General features: G+C 39.5%; 14 protein-coding genes. 10 read left to right on the top strand and 4 right to left on the bottom strand.

Annotation, left to right across the window (positions count from 1 at the left end; genetic code table 11):
* Nucleotides 1–186 precede the first annotated feature (186 nt).
* The 9 genes from B9A52_RS02400 to B9A52_RS02360 all read left to right on the top strand — a co-directional run bounded on the left by B9A52_RS02400 (nucleotide 187) and on the right by B9A52_RS02360 (nucleotide 9,757).
* Nucleotides 187–1,632 (top strand): aldehyde dehydrogenase (NADP(+)), encoded by a 1,446-nt coding sequence (locus tag B9A52_RS02400; RefSeq protein WP_084118798.1) that lies wholly within the window; start codon nucleotides 187–189, stop codon nucleotides 1,630–1,632.
* A 174-nt stretch (nucleotides 1,633–1,806) separates the two neighbouring features.
* Nucleotides 1,807–2,805 (top strand): 4-hydroxyproline epimerase, encoded by a 999-nt coding sequence (locus tag B9A52_RS02395; RefSeq protein ID WP_084118797.1) that lies wholly within the window; start codon nucleotides 1,807–1,809, stop codon nucleotides 2,803–2,805.
* 589 nt (nucleotides 2,806–3,394) lie between these two features.
* Nucleotides 3,395–3,817, top strand: a complete 423-nt coding sequence (locus B9A52_RS02390; RefSeq protein ID WP_084118796.1) for a hypothetical protein — start codon at nucleotides 3,395–3,397, stop codon at nucleotides 3,815–3,817.
* The gene (locus B9A52_RS02385; RefSeq protein WP_084118795.1) at nucleotides 3,808–4,167 is read left to right on the top strand and encodes a hypothetical protein; all 360 of its coding nucleotides are present in this window, start codon (nucleotides 3,808–3,810) and stop codon (nucleotides 4,165–4,167) included. Before B9A52_RS02390 ends, B9A52_RS02385 begins: the two co-directional genes overlap by 10 nt.
* 298 nt (nucleotides 4,168–4,465) lie before the next feature.
* Nucleotides 4,466–4,762 carry a CPBP family glutamic-type intramembrane protease gene (locus B9A52_RS26495; RefSeq protein WP_197687264.1) on the top strand — a complete coding sequence of 99 codons (297 nt, stop codon included), beginning with the start codon at nucleotides 4,466–4,468 and terminating at the stop codon, nucleotides 4,760–4,762.
* 177 nt (nucleotides 4,763–4,939) lie between these two features.
* On the top strand, nucleotides 4,940–5,977 hold the full coding sequence (locus tag B9A52_RS02375; RefSeq protein ID WP_084118793.1) for a hypothetical protein: 1,038 nt from the start codon (nucleotides 4,940–4,942) through the stop codon (nucleotides 5,975–5,977).
* 42 nt (nucleotides 5,978–6,019) lie between these two features.
* Nucleotides 6,020–7,057: a hypothetical protein gene (locus B9A52_RS02370; RefSeq protein WP_084118792.1), complete on the top strand. Its 1,038-nt coding sequence runs from the start codon at nucleotides 6,020–6,022 to the stop codon at nucleotides 7,055–7,057.
* Nucleotides 7,058–7,156: 99 nt separating this feature from the next.
* Nucleotides 7,157–8,401 (top strand): NAD(P)/FAD-dependent oxidoreductase, encoded by a 1,245-nt coding sequence (locus tag B9A52_RS02365; RefSeq protein ID WP_084118791.1) that lies wholly within the window; start codon nucleotides 7,157–7,159, stop codon nucleotides 8,399–8,401.
* A gap of 45 nt (nucleotides 8,402–8,446) precedes the next feature.
* Nucleotides 8,447–9,757, top strand: coding sequence for an ATP-binding protein (locus B9A52_RS02360; protein ID WP_084123359.1), 1,311 nt, complete (start codon nucleotides 8,447–8,449; stop codon nucleotides 9,755–9,757).
* A gap of 9 nt (nucleotides 9,758–9,766) precedes the next feature.
* Here B9A52_RS02360 and B9A52_RS02355 read toward each other — a convergent pair whose 3' ends face one another.
* Entirely contained in the window at nucleotides 9,767–10,507 is a 741-nt protein-coding gene (locus B9A52_RS02355; protein ID WP_084118790.1) for a CBS domain-containing protein, read from the bottom strand.
* 87 nt (nucleotides 10,508–10,594) lie between these two features.
* On the opposite strand from B9A52_RS02355, the gene B9A52_RS02350 reads away from it, so the two are divergent.
* Complete coding sequence (locus B9A52_RS02350; protein WP_231955441.1) at nucleotides 10,595–11,134, top strand: hypothetical protein; 540 nt, start codon at nucleotides 10,595–10,597, stop codon at nucleotides 11,132–11,134.
* Nucleotides 11,135–11,313: 179 nt separating this feature from the next.
* On the opposite strand, the gene argJ is transcribed toward B9A52_RS02350, so the two are convergent.
* From argJ to B9A52_RS02335, 3 genes are all read right to left on the bottom strand, one after another.
* Nucleotides 11,314–12,528 (bottom strand): bifunctional glutamate N-acetyltransferase/amino-acid acetyltransferase ArgJ, encoded by a 1,215-nt coding sequence (gene argJ / locus B9A52_RS02345; protein ID WP_084123358.1) that lies wholly within the window; start codon nucleotides 12,526–12,528, stop codon nucleotides 11,314–11,316.
* A gap of 10 nt (nucleotides 12,529–12,538) precedes the next feature.
* Nucleotides 12,539–13,576, bottom strand: coding sequence for an N-acetyl-gamma-glutamyl-phosphate reductase (gene argC / locus B9A52_RS02340; protein ID WP_084123357.1), 1,038 nt, complete (start codon nucleotides 13,574–13,576; stop codon nucleotides 12,539–12,541).
* A 126-nt stretch (nucleotides 13,577–13,702) separates the two neighbouring features.
* Nucleotides 13,703–14,896, bottom strand: a complete 1,194-nt coding sequence (locus B9A52_RS02335) for an acetylornithine transaminase (RefSeq protein ID WP_157370041.1) — start codon at nucleotides 14,894–14,896, stop codon at nucleotides 13,703–13,705.
* Nucleotides 14,897–14,904: the final 8 nt, after the last annotated feature.

Here is a 14,904-nt window from a genome sequence, read left to right as displayed (position 1 = left end):
TTCGCGAATTAAATGGAAATATATCCTTGGTGAAGCATTATTGACATCCTCCTGAGGTGGACAAGTTATGTCCTTCCGCGATATAAAATGGAAATATGGGTAACTATCCTAATTTATTTCAATTTATTTCTATCCTATTTCAACCTTATTTCCTTTAAATAAATTACCTATTAAACCAAAAAAATCATGAACCTAGATCAGATATTTGAGTCAGCCCAAGAAGCTTTTTTATTTTATAAAAACCTACCTGGAAAGGAAAAAGCTGCTTTTCTGAGAAAAATCGCTGAAGGTCTTGAAGCTGTAAAACATGAATTGATTCCAGTGGCTTGCGGGGAATCCAATTTGCCGGAAGGAAGGATTACCGGTGAACTTGGAAGGACCTGTGGACAGATCAGGCTTTTTGCTAATTTGGTTGAAGAGGGAAGTTGGGTGGAAGCTACCATAGATCATGCTGATCCAAATAGAGCACCGGCTCCTAAACCAGACATCAGAAGATTTTTGACTCCTTTGGGTCCTGTGGTGGTTTTTGGAGCGAGCAATTTCCCTTTGGCATTTTCCACTGCAGGCGGAGACACCATTTCTGCTCTTGCTGCCGGTTGTCCTGTTATTTATAAGGCACATCCTGCTCATCCGGAAACATCCAGATTGGTAGGGCAGGTTATCCAAAAAGCGGTTATTGATTCGGCATTGCCCCTTGGGCTTTTCACGCATGTGGAAGGCGGAATTCAGACGGGGCAGGATCTGGCCAAACATCCCAAGGCAAAAGCTGTGGCATTCACAGGCAGTCATTCAGGGGGAATGGCTTTATTTGCCTTAGCAAGTCAAAGGCCTGAGCCTATTCCGGTATTTGCGGAGATGGGGTCAGTTAATCCCATATTTACATTTGAAAGAAAACTGGGAAAGGACATTGCGGGGTATGCTAAAGCTTTTATAGGTTCACTTACTTTAGGGGCAGGTCAGTTTTGCACTAACCCCGGATTGATTTTCGTGCCCAAGTCCCTGCAAAAAGAATTTGCAGAAGCTGTTAAAAATGAGTTGGAAGATATCGCCGCAGCACCCATGCTGCACGAAGGAATTGCTGATGCCTATTATGCTGCCATTCAATACCTACAGGGCAGGGAAGAGTTGGAATGGGTCAAAATATCTGCAGCCAAAGACCTGATCAAAGCTCACCCGACTTTGGCCAAGATCAAAGCCAAGGATTGGTTGAAAGACGCTAAATTCCAGGAAGAAGTTTTCGGATCATTCGCCTTGATGGTGGTTTACGAGAGTGAAGATGAACTCCTCGAAATCGCCAAAAAGCTCCATGGTCAATTGACCATTACCATTTGGGCAGAAGAAGAGGAACTGAACAACAAACTCTATCTGATCAATTTATTGGAAGAAAAATGTGGAAGGATGCTTTACAAAGGGGTGCCCACAGGAGTAGAAGTTGGTTTTGCTATGCAGCATGGCGGACCTTATCCTGCCACCACCGACAGTAGAAGCACCTCTGTAGGAGTTTACGCCATCAAACGTTTTGCCCGCCCAATTGCCTTCCAGGATATGCCCGATATCCTATTACCGGATGCGCTTAGTGAGAAAAATCCTTTGGGGATTTGGAGGATGGTTGATGGAGAATTTAAGAAATAAAATAACTTCGTGAAATATTGTAGAAATATGTTTCACGAAAGATGGTTGAAATATGCCTACGGCGAAATAAATGGAAATATGGGGGGGTAACTTACCCTTTTTATTTCAACCCTATTTCTATTTTATTTCAACTTTATTTCCACCTAATTTCTATTACATTTCATTTAAAAAAATATGAAATCCACCTTCCAATGTATTGATGCCCATACTTGTGGCAATCCTGTGAGACTTGTATCCGGAGGAGTTCCTTTTTTGGAAGGAAAAAATATGTTGGAGAAGCGGCAGTATTTTTTGGACCACCTGGATTGGATCAGGAAAGGTTTGATGTTTGAACCCAGAGGGCATGATATGATGTCAGGGTCTATGCTTTTTCCGCCCCATGATCCCAACAATGATTTTGCTGTGCTGTTTATTGAAACCAGTGGTTGTCTGCCCATGTGTGGGCACGGAACTATTGGCACCATTACCATCGCCATCGAGGAGGGATTGATCCAACCCAAAACTCCTGGTTTTCTGAGAATGGAAGCTCCTGCAGGCTTGGTCTTGGTCGAATACAAGCAGGAAGGGAAAAAGGTAAAATCCGTCAAACTCACCAATGTCAAAAGCTTTTTGGCAGCAGAGGGTTTAGAAATAGAAACTGAAGAGTTGGGCAAACTGACAGTGGATGTAGCCTATGGTGGCAATTTTTATTGCATAGTGGATCCACAGGAAAAATTCCCGGGTTTGGAACACTACAAAGCAGAACAGTTGATTTCCATGGCCAGAAACCTGAGGCAAAAGATGAATGGAAAATATGATTTTGTCCATCCTGAGCATTCCCAAATCCGGGGCTTGTCCCATGTGCTGTGGACAGGAACAACTTTGGATCTAACAAGCACTGCCCGCAATGCCGTTTTTTATGGGGACAAAGCCATCGATCGCTCGCCTTGCGGCACAGGTACCTCAGCCAGGATGGCACAATGGCATGCAAAGGGTAAATTGAAAAAAGGTGAGCCTTTTATTCATGAGAGTTTCATTGGTTCCAAATTCACAGGGATTGTAGAAGAAGAAACCCACGTTGGAGAAATTCCAGCCATCATTCCGAGTATTGAAGGATGGGCAGTGATTACGGGATACAATACGATTTTTCTCGATGATGAAGATCCTTATGTCCATGGATTTCAGGTGATATAGAAGCGATAGGTGAGATTTTGGGAACGAGAGCCAATGCTCGCCCCGAGTATCAGGGAGACAAGAAACAAGAAACAAGAGCCAAGAGTCAAGAAACAAGAGTCAAGAAGGGAGAGGCGAGAACCGAGAGCTGAAAAGCGCGAGATTAGAATTTAGAATCAAGAATCTAGCGCCAATCGCCAATAGTAATCCTATAAAGCGTAAACAAATATTATTTTTAGTGTCTTGGAAAATGAAAGCTGATACTTCCAGGTTATTTTCAATCAGGACCAGGAGTCCTTCCATGAATTCTGCATGGTTAGTAGTAATTTCGCTGCTTCTTTCAGTGGCTTGACGTCAATGTATTAATGTTTTTTTTGACTGCTCAGGAAGAATGCCTGAAATCCAAGAATAATTAGGACACCGCAGCAGAAACACAACTAAATTACTCACCCATTTCAATTTATGTGCTTTGAAAAAATATATTCACCATTTGATGATTTATAATAAAAGTGTAGTTTTGATAACCCCTGATAAAAAAAGTTGAGAAATCAGGCTTAGCTAGCCCAATAGTTATCAGGGGTATATATATTTTGGGCACAATTAAGAAAAAATGAAAGAACCAGAAATTGAAAAGGATACTGGTAAAGGGACAGAAGAGGAATCTTCTAATTATGTCCCAGGAAAACCATATTCCAAACTTAGGCGAGAATTAGCCGATGAAGATTTATCAAATCCAGCAGTTCAAAAATTACTCATAAGCGAAATTGACAAACTCGAATTTCGTATTTCTGAACTAGAGTTAATTGAATCTAACTTTCATAAGACTGACAAAGAAAAAGCAGTTCTTGAAGTAAAGTTAAAAACTCATAATTCTTTGGAGGTCCTGTATAGTTTTTGCTTAGCAATCGGTTCGGGACTAATTGGACTTGCTCCACTGTTTGAGATTGAGAAGAAGGGATGGATATTTCTTGTCGCAGGTGGAATATTAATTGTAGGTGGAATTTTATCAAAACTTGTAAAAAAATGGAGCTAAAAATATCAGGAATAAGCGACCGTGGAGTTTTGAAAGATGAACGAATCGGATTTAATGTCATTAAAGATTGTGAACTAAAATTCTACCAGCTTTTTAGGACAAGTTTTAGTAAATCAGGCGGTTTTTATAACAGATCAAAGTCGGCTTTTTGGTTTGCGCCTAAGAAAGTTAAGGCTGGAGATAAGATAGTTGTATATACCAAAAGTGGGACAGATAATTCAAAAGAAAACGCTAACGGCACAACGACATATTGGTTTTATTGGGGACTTAACGAGCCGATTTTTGTTGAGGAAAATTATGGAATTGTACTTGTGGAAATAACGGATTGGGAATTATCCAAAAACAAATAACTGTGCCCAACACGGGTTTTGCATCAGGCGGGATGATGTGCAAATTTGGAGCTTTGTGCTTCTATTAAATTAAATCAGGATTTAATCTTGACTTCAAGGAAAATTGGAAGCAAATGTGTTTTCAATTTCACCAGATTCCAGTTAATCCAGATAAAAAAAAATTGAAGAAACTTGATGTTTTCGCAGTAGGCTTAAGGAAAAAGGCATATGAAGAACTAAACAAAAACAGTGGCTAACAGCACTTACCCAAAAGTGGCGGTTCAGTGGTTAAATCAAGCTTTGTGCTACTATCAAAGAGTTGTTTTTTAGAGGAATTGTACATTCAAGTTTTGCCAAGTCAATTGGAAATTGTCGGGCAACTTTAATCGATGCCTCAGCTTTTGCGTTGACACATATTTCCCATTTCGGATTGGTGTTTATCGATGGTAAATGGGATTTCTTTCTATTTCCGACACTGATTTGGGTACAGGGTATGTTTTTGCTGAGCTTATTGTTCATCTGGTTTAGAAGAAAATCCGGATCAATCCTGGCTGCTATGCTTTGTCATGCTGCATTTAATTTGGGGATGATTTACAGTATTTTTTATCTGCTGTGAATAAAACCATTCTGGTCAATGGGGTACCAGTTTTGATTAAAATTCCGCTGATTAATTTGCAACCATTGTGGTATTTTTGAAATGATTTTAATGTCTTAATTCGGGACAAAGGCATTAAAAAATATATTTTGTTTTTTTCCACCTAAATAGCGATATTGAAGCATAAACTGCCTTTTTATGAGAACTTTACACAAAATATCCTTGCCATTTATTGTTTTCTTCCTATCGTTTGTTTTAGGTGTTGCCCAGGAAAACGATATCTCCCCACTTTTTGAAAATCAGGAAACCATGGAAATAAAGTTAAGCTATTCGATCAAAGCCCTGAAAAAAGAAAAACAGGATTCTGTTTATTTTCCCTCCGTGGTACATTACAAAGTTCCTGGCGAAGAGTGGGATTCTTTGACGATGAATTTAAGAGCAAGAGGAAATTTCCGCAGGAATAATTGTTTTTTCCCACCCATCAGGATCAAAATCAAAAAGAAAGACGCAAAAGGGACATTATTTGAAGGGAATAATAACCTCAAGTTGGTAGTCCCTTGTCAGTCTGGTAAGGCAGATATTGATCTTGTGATGAAGGAGTATCTTTGCTACAAGCTTAGTGAACCTGTTATTCCTTATCATTTTAAAACCCGATTGGCAAACCTGACATTAATTGATATCAGTGGTAAAAATCCCAAAACATTTGAGGTTAAAGGATTCTTCATCGAAGATGATGATGTGGTTGCAAAAAGGCATAACAGCAAAATTGCAAAAGACAGGCAGATCGTGCCTCTTAGGCAGCAGGCATTATCCTCGGTCAGGATTGATTTTTTTGAATTTATGATCGCAAATACTGATTGGTCCGCTATGGCCCAACATAATATCAAAGTGATGCAAACCAACGACACCAAAGAGTATATCCCAATTCCTTATGACTTTGATATGAGTGGTTTGGTTAATGCCAATTATGCCGTTACCAGTGAGTTATTATCCATATCCAATGTGCGCCAACGGATATATCGTGGATTTTGCAGGACTCCGGAGGATTTTGAACAGGTTCGTGCCGAATTTATTGAAAAAGAATCCCAAATCATGAAATCTGTGGATGATCTGTCTTCTGAACTTAACCCGAAAGACATTGCTGATATCAAATTGTTCCTGGGAGAATTTTTCAACATTCTAAAAAGTGACAAGCTATTTAATGAACAAATCTTATCTCAATGTAGAGCAAGTTGAAATCCCTTCCTTAATTATGCCAAAAACTCAACAGGATAATCCGTGAAAATCCGTTTATTTTACACAGTTCCGCTTCTTGTTTTTCTTCTTCTTTTTGGCGTTGAATGCATTGCATTTCAAAATTCCCCGCTTTTCAGCACTGAAAAGCCTCTTGAGATGGAGTTGATCACTTCTCTCAGTGAGCTTCGTCGGTCAGAATCTGACACTACTTTTTTTATGGCTAAAATGAGATATGGAAATGATGACGGGAGTTGGGATTCTTTAGAAGTGGAATTGAGGGCAAGAGGAAATTCGCGAAGATCCATGTGTTATTTCCCTCCGATAAGGATGAAAATCAAAAAGAAAAAATCAAAAAACTCTCTTTTTGAGGAAGATAAAAGTTTGAAATTGGTGATTCCCTGTCAAATTGCCAATCCCTTTAATGGTCTGATTGTAAAAGAATACATGTGCTACAAATTTTATGAAAAAATCACTCCGTATCATTTTAAAACAAGATTGGTGAATCTGACCCTGACCGACCAAAATGACAGAAAAAGCAAAACCCACAATATAACTGCTTTTTTGATTGAAGACGATGACAAGGTGGCCAAAAGACATCAATTCATGATTTCCGATGCTAAACCTGTCCTTCCCAATACCATACACGATACAACCGCCGTAAGGCAGGATATTTTTGCCTTTATGATTGGAAATACTGACTGGTCCAACACCGGACAGCATAATGTAAAAATGTTGGTGGATAAAAATAAAATCCATTTTCCTTTACCCTATGATTTTGATATGTCTGGGATTGTAAGTGCCCCATATGCCATTCCTTACGATTACCTGCCCATAAAAACGGTTCAGGAAAGATTGTACAGGGGCTTATGTAGAGATCCTGAGTTAATCCAATATATCAGAAATCAATACCTTACTTTGGAACCACAAATGATGGACATCTTGGATCAATATGAAGCCCACTTAAGTCCATACGACTTTAAAAGAGCGAAAAACTACCTTAACGTTTTTTTTGACATAATTAAAAACGAAAAATTATTCAACCATCAGATACTGTCCAAATGCCGACCTAACAATTACTGAGTTAATCAGGAAGAAGCTCAAATGACCCACTAAAAATTGGAATCAAAATACCAAAAACTCATCCCTATTTCTTGAATATAATTTAAAGAACCTGAAAAAATGAAACCAACCATTATAATCGGCGGAGGAATCGTCGGTTTGTTCACAGCTTATTTTCTCCAAAAATCCGGAGTGGAAGTGATCATTATAGATAAAGGAGACATGGAAGTCAATTGCTCCACAGGCAATGCCGGCATGATAGTGCCCAGTCATATTGTCCCCTTGGCCGCACCGGGAATGATCAGTAAGGGGATTTCCTGGATGTTCTCTTCCAAAAGCCCATTTTATATCCATCCCAGGCTTGACCGCAAACTCTTTGAATGGTCTTGGCTTTTTTACAAAGCTGCCAATGCCAAACATGTGGTTAATAGTATCCCTTTTCTCAAAAACCTCAGTTTGATGAGCAAATCCCTTTATCAGGAATTCAGAAATGAACATCAGGATTCCAATTTGGGATTGGTGGAAAAAGGGCTTATGATGCTTTATCAGACTTCCGAGGTAGAAAAAGAAGAAATTGAATTCGCACATTTGGCAAGAAAACATGGCTTGGAGGCAGAAATTTTGGGAATCGAGGATATCCGCCAATTAGAACCTAATATAGAGGTCAAAGCAAAAGGGGCAGTCTTATTTCCGGGAGATGCGCATCTATCGCCTGCAACATTATACAGCTTTCTAAAAAAGCATCTGGAAGAAAAAGGAGTCATCTTCAAAAATAAAGTTACAGTAACTGGCTTCGAGAAGAATGTAGAAAAAGTAAATGCAGTACTTACCAATGAAGGTAAAATCGAAGGATCAAAATTTATCCTTTGTGGTGGAGCATGGTCTTCAGAATTGGCTCAAATGCTTGAATTTTCACTACCCATGATGGGCGGGAAGGGCTATAGTTTTGTGCAGGAAAATAATCCGGAAATCAAACAGGCATCCATTTTAACTGAAATGAAAGTCGCTGTAAGTCCCTATGGTAAACAAGTTCGCTTTGGTGGAACCATGGAAATAGCAGGTACAGACGAATCCATCAATATCAACCGGGTAAAAGGGATTTTTGAGTCCATCAACCGTTTCTATCCTGATTTTCAGAGTAAATTCCCCGAAAAGGATGAAATCTGGAAAGGTTTAAGGCCTTGTTCCCCTGATGGACTTCCATATATCGGTGTAGCACCAAAGTGGAAAAATGTGTTAGTCGGATCCGGGCATGCCATGATGGGCATCAGTCTTGCACCGGGAACAGGAAAAATCCTTGCAGAACTTCATGAAGGCATCAACAGTAAAATAGATATCACTGCATTTGAGGTGGGGAGGTATTGATATTGTAACAGATATTACTGTAATTTGTGTTACAATAATATGATTATGAAATTCTACGATAGAGAAGAGGAATTGGCATTCCTGAAAAAGCAAGAAATTAAAGCACAGACCACCTCACAGATGACCGTCATGGTTGGCAGACGAAGAATTGGAAAAACCTCTCTGTTGAAAAAAAGCATAGAAAACAAAAGAGCTATCTATTTTTTTATTGCCAAAAAGTCCGAATCACTTTTGGTCAGTGAGTTTTCGGACTTGGTTAAAAATAAATTAAATATTCCGATATATGGCGATTTGAAAAGTTACAAGGATCTCTTTGATATTTTAATGGATAATTCAGTTCAACAACCAATGACTCTGGTTCTTGATGAATTTCAGGAATTTTTTACCATAAACCCTTCTATTTTCAGTGAAATGCAAAATATTTGGGATAGCAAAAAAGACAGTTCAAAGATGAATCTTATCCTTTGCGGTTCGATATATTCTTTAATGAAAAAGGTTTTTGAAGATGCCAAAGAACCCCTTTTTGGTCGGGCAACGGCAAGAATCCATATCAAGCCATTTGGTGTGGAAACACTTAAAGAAATCTTGAAGGACTTCAATCCTACTTATACAAACTTTGATTTATTGGTATTCTATACTATTACTGGTGGTGTTGCCAAATATGTAGAAAATCTTGTCAATTCAGAGGCTTTTTCATTTGAAGTAGTCATTGATGAAATTTTTCAAGCCAATTCTCTTTTTTTGGAAGAAGGAAGGAACGTTTTGATCGAAGAGTTTGGGAAAGATTATACAACTTACTTTTCAATTTTGACATTAATTGCGAGTTCAAAAACTTCTAGGCCTGAAATTGAGTCAATATTGGAAACAAGTGTTGGTGGTTTTTTGGAAAAGTTGGAAAATGACTTTGGAATAATCAAAAGAGTTAAGCCAATTCTCTCCAAGCCAACAAGTAGGCAGATCAAATACAGGATTGAGGATAACTTTCTGAATTTCTGGTTCAGGTTTATCTACAAACATCGGAGTACAATTGAAATCGGGAATTTTGACTTGATCAAAAAAATTGTCGAAAGGGACTTTTCCACCTATTCCGGACCGATTTTAGAAAAATATTTCGTAGCTAAATTGATAGAATCAAAATCCTATACTTCCATCGGAACCTATTGGGAAAAAGGAAACCAAAATGAAATTGATATAGTGGCCATCAATGAACTTGAGAAAAAAATATTGATAGCCGAAGTAAAGGCAAATAAGGAGAAATACAACCTACCTGGACTAAAATTAAAATCCAAAAATCTTCTGGTTGATTTTAAAGGTTTCGAAGTTGAATACCGATGTTTTTCTTTGGAAGACATGTGATAAGTTTCATTATTCCCCAAAAACCGGATCTTCCCTGTCAATGATGCTTCTAATAAAGACTATCATCTGATCGATCTCACTCCAGGAAAAACCCAAATGCGATTGAGAATGGGCCAAAGCATCACGCAGCTTTCCGATATTGTTCATAGTCTGTACAAAGCGTTCCCTGCTAAATGAAGCATCAAACTTTTTGAAGCGTTGGTTTTTGGAAAAAATCGAGCCCAAGTCCCCAAACTGTAAACATTGGACCAAGTCGATCTCTTCCTTTCGCGCTTTCTTCCATTCATAAAGGTTTCTGGCCTGATTAAGTCTGTTTTCAGTGAGGCTTTTCTCCCAATGTGGTAGTTGCTTGCGGATCATATCTTTGAGATGCGTTTCAAGTAGACTGATCAATCCAAAAAACCCTATCCTCAAAGGGATTTTATCCAAATCAGTCCTTGTCACGATATAGCTTAGATTACCTTCTTCATCTTTGATAAAAAACCTTCTTTGGGAAATCAGCATCCTAAAAGCTTTCAACAATGGGGTACTTGCTTCCATCAAATCTTCTTCGGAGATGGTTTGTGGGCCTTCGTACCCCTCATCGTATTTCATCAGTTCACCGTCCATATTGATAACTGCTGAATGAAAATTTCTCTTTTCCATTTCCTCTCTAAAATTCTCCTTTTCGAAGATGACCAGATTTTCAGCAATCGGCAGGACATTGATCTGTTCTTCAAAAAGCAATCTGAGTCGGTCTAGGGAGTTCATAAAGGAGTTTGATTGGATTGTGAAAATATAAATTTACCTTTTATATTGACCTAATTTTTAAGAACAAAATATTTAAATATGTCAGCAATGGATTTAGGAATCGGCAGTCAGATCAGACATCCGAAGTTTGGTAAAGGAGTCGTAGTGGAATCAGATGCGTCCTACTACAAGATCTATTTCAATTTCACCGCAGAGGTCAAGACCATCGCACGGGACTTTCCCAATTTTGAATTGGTGGAGAAAAAAGAGGCTGAATTTCAGCCCATCACTTTAGCCGAAATCGAAACTGCCGTTGAAAACGTCATCCGAAAAAACCAACCCAAAGAAGACCTGCCAAAAGTAACCTTGGCCCAAAAGTGGATCAATGGAACAGTAACTATCAATCCCTACAACCCGGAAATGAGCAACAAAGAAATTCCGATAAAAACATTTTTTCACAAAATAGTGATGGTCAGAGAAAGACTCCGTGTACTCGAGCAAAACATCAACAACCATGAAAAACTGGATGACGAAGACCGCGTCCAACTCCAACAATATATCACACGTGCCTACGGTTCTCTGACCACCTTCAATGTACTCTTTGCCAATAAGGATGATTATTTTAAGGGTGCAGGAAAAGAAGATTAAAAAAATGACTATTCATTAAGAATAATATTTCTTGGAATCAATACCATCTTTCGGAACCATTTCTTTGAGCCTTAGTGACTTCGTGGCTAGTTTATTATTTTAGAACACAGTGACACATTGGCTCAAAGAATTCAAAATGATTTTTTTGTTTGGACTTATAATTTAGAGGAAAACTTTCTCTATGTGGTATACACGGAATTGAACAAAACGTAATCCGTAGTAAGGTCTGAACCCCAGCCCATACCACTTTCTTTGCCGTTATTCACTTCCAAATGAACCCTGATCTGAGATTCTCTAAGCAGTTTTTTGATATAGTTTTTATCAAAATCCAGCGGCTTTCCTTTTTCCAGTACCTGAACCATCTTTTCCTGATCTCCCAAAAATAAGTTTACTTTTCTGTAATTGAAATTGATTCCTGCATTGCCACAGGCAGCAACGATTCTTCCCCAGTTTGGATCCCTTCCAAACATGGCCGTTTTGACCAATGTGGAATCAGAAATGGCCCTGACAAGTTTCCTGGCCGTTTCCTCTGTTCTAGCCTTTGTGACTTTGTATTCAATAAACTTGGAAGCCCCTTCTCCGTCGGAAACGATTAGTTTGGCCAGATGGGTGAGCAATTCCAGCAGTTTTTCTCTGAAGATGATATATCCCGGATCCGACTCAGATTTGATTTTGGTGTTGTCCGCCATTCCGTTTGCCATGATAGCTACCATATCGTTGGTGGAGGTATCTCCATCTACAGTGATCATATTAAATGATCTGTCTACGCAATAGCGGAGGGTTTTATCCAGCAATTTGTTTTCGATATTCAAATCAGTCACCACAAAAGCCAGCATAGTTGCCATATTGGGGTGAATCATTCCCGAACCTTTTGCAATCCCGCCCATATTGATCTGAATGCCATCATGCTCAAATCCGACAAAACCTTCTTTTGCAAAAGTATCAGTAGTCAATATGGCATTGGCCACAAAAGAACCTGCTTTGGCTTCATCACTGAGTTTATGGATATTGTTTCTAATGCCATTTACCACATCTTCAGTAGGGAAAGGCTCACCAATCAATCCTGTGGATGCAATGATGACATCTTCTTCAGGAATGTTCAGCATCTCTGCAGTCACTTTCATCATGGCTTCGGCACCCAATCTTCCTTGTTCTCCCGTACAGGCATTGGCATTGCCTGCATTGCATACTATGACTTGGGCGCGGTGATTGGTGTTTATATTTCTTTCGCTGATTTCGACAGGTTCCGCCCGAACCTTATTCTGGGTGAAAACTGCTGCAGCTGCCGCCGGGACTTCGGAATATATGATAGCCAAATCCCGGCGCATGGACTTAACACCCGTATGGGCTCCCCAGCATTTGATTCCACGTACATTGGTAATATTTTTGATCATGGTCATGATTTTAAGGTCTTAATGGTATTTGATTTAACCCGATGGATTCTTCCATTCCAAGCATTAGGTTCATGTTATGTACTGCCTGACTAGCTGCTCCTTTAAGTAAATTGTCAATGGCTGAAATGATAATAACCCTTTGGGTACGCTCATCCCAAGTCGGGAAAATATCACAATAGTGACTTCCCCTTACATCTTTGATACCGGGTGGGGAATTTCTCAATCTCACAAAAGTTTTTCCCCTGTAAAACTTCTGATAAATTTCATCCAATTGATTCTGCTTTACGGGGTTTTTGAGTGTAGCATAGGCAGTTACAAGGATTCCCCTGTCTACAGGAAGCAGGTGCGGAGTAAACTGAATGGTTGAATTGAAATGGCCCAATGCAGAGAGTTGCTCTTCAATTTCTATGGTATGTCTGTGAACCCCTATCCCATAGGCCTTGAAATTTTCATTGACATTGGAAAAATGGGTGGCTTCACTGGCTTTGATACCTGCACCGGTCAATCCTGATTTGGCATCAATAATGACCGAATCTGATTCAACAACGCCCTCTGCAAACAAAGGTGCCAATGCCAAAATAGATGCTGTTGGGTAGCATCCCGGATTGGCAACCAAAGATGCTTTAGCTATTCGGTCAGCAAACAATTCCGGCAAACCATATACTGCATTTTTGAAGCCTTCCGGAAAAGTATGTTCCTTTAGATACCAGTCTTTATAAACTTCCGGGCTTGACAACCTGAAATCGCCTGAAAGGTCAATGATTTTGGCGGAAAGATTTTTCCATTTCGCTGCATATTCCATTGATATTTTGTGTGGTAGGGCCAAGAAGATGATATCAACTTCGGAATTGGAAACGGATTCTGCACTGACCAAGGACATATCCAATATTCCAAAGAATTGTGGATGCAGGTCTGAAAATAGTTTGCCGGTATGGGTCTCAGAAGTAATGGCAGTAATTTCTACTTGGGGATGCCTTGCGAGCAAGCGGGCCAATTCGGAACCTGTAAATCCCGAAGCGCCGACAATCGCTATTTTATATTTTTTCATTGTTGTTTTTTTGCTGAATAATCTGATTTTAAGCCTCCTTTTGATAAAGAAACCTTCGAGGTCATAAACCTCAGTGATCAGGTTCAAGGTTCGTTTGTAAAGACCTCAAAGGTTTTGCCCACACTTTTAGGCAGAAACACGTTCCATCTCGAGTACCTTTTTGAATGTCTTCAAGAAATCTTCCAGATCTTTCCTTGGGATATTTAGTGGCGGGACCAATCTCAGTACATTGACAGCAGTAGCATTAGTAATGAAGCCCATTTTTAGAAATTTATGAACATAAGGTGCCGCAGGTTTGTCCAAGACCACTCCGATCATTAGACCTATTCCCCTGACTTCTTTGATTTCCTGAAATTCACTTTTCATGCTTTCCAAATTCATCATCAACCAATCCCCTTTATCTTTTGCTTCCTTACAAAGTTTCTCTTCTGCTATTACTTTGAGCGTAGCCATAGCAGCAGCCATGGCCAATGGGTTGCCTCCAAAAGTTGTCCCATGGTCCCCAAATTGAATGGCGCTGCTGACCCTTTCTGTGCATAAAAAGGCTCCAACAGGAAAACCTCCCCCAAGCCCTTTGGCCAATGTGATGATGTCAGGTTGAATACGGAAATGGTCTTTGGCAAACCAATTGCCTGTTCTTCCGATTCCACATTGGATTTCATCAAAAATCAAAAGACTATCATGCTGATCGCATAATTCCCTGACTGACTTGAGATATTCTGGATTTGCAGGAATGATACCTCCTTCTCCCTGAATGGGTTCCAAGATTATGGCTGCTATATCATTACTGAGTTTAGATTCCAATGCAGCGATATCATTGAATGGTACTTGCAAAAAACCCGATGGAATAGGTGCAAATCCTTCTTGATATTTTGCCTGTCCTGTGGCTATGGTTGCCAGAGTCCGGCCATGGAAGGAATTTTCCATAGAGATTATCGAACCGCCCCTACCATTGGCATGTGCATAGCGCCTTGCAATTTTTATCGCTCCTTCTACAGATTCTGCACCACTGTTGGTGAAAAAAACGCGGTCCAATCCTGAAAGCTTTACCAGAAATTCACTCAGTGCTACCTGAGGAGGACTGACAAAAAAGTTGCTGATATGCATGAGTTCTGTAGCCTGTTCCTGCATTGCCTTCACCACTTGAGGATGGCAGTGTCCCACATTGTTTACTGCAATACCTGCTAAAAGATCAGTGTATTCCTTCCCCTCAATATCCCATACCTTGCTTCCTTTTCCCTTTACCAGAGTGAGTGGAATCCTTTTGAAAGTAGGTAAGTAGTATTTTTGATCTAAAAGATGTAAATCTATGTTTTGCATAATTTCCA

Source organism: Aquiflexum balticum DSM 16537 (assembly GCF_900176595.1).
Taxonomy (GTDB): domain Bacteria; phylum Bacteroidota; class Bacteroidia; order Cytophagales; family Cyclobacteriaceae; genus Aquiflexum; species Aquiflexum balticum.
Note: the sequence above shows the minus strand (reverse complement) of the source record. Positions and strands in the feature narration are given on the sequence as shown.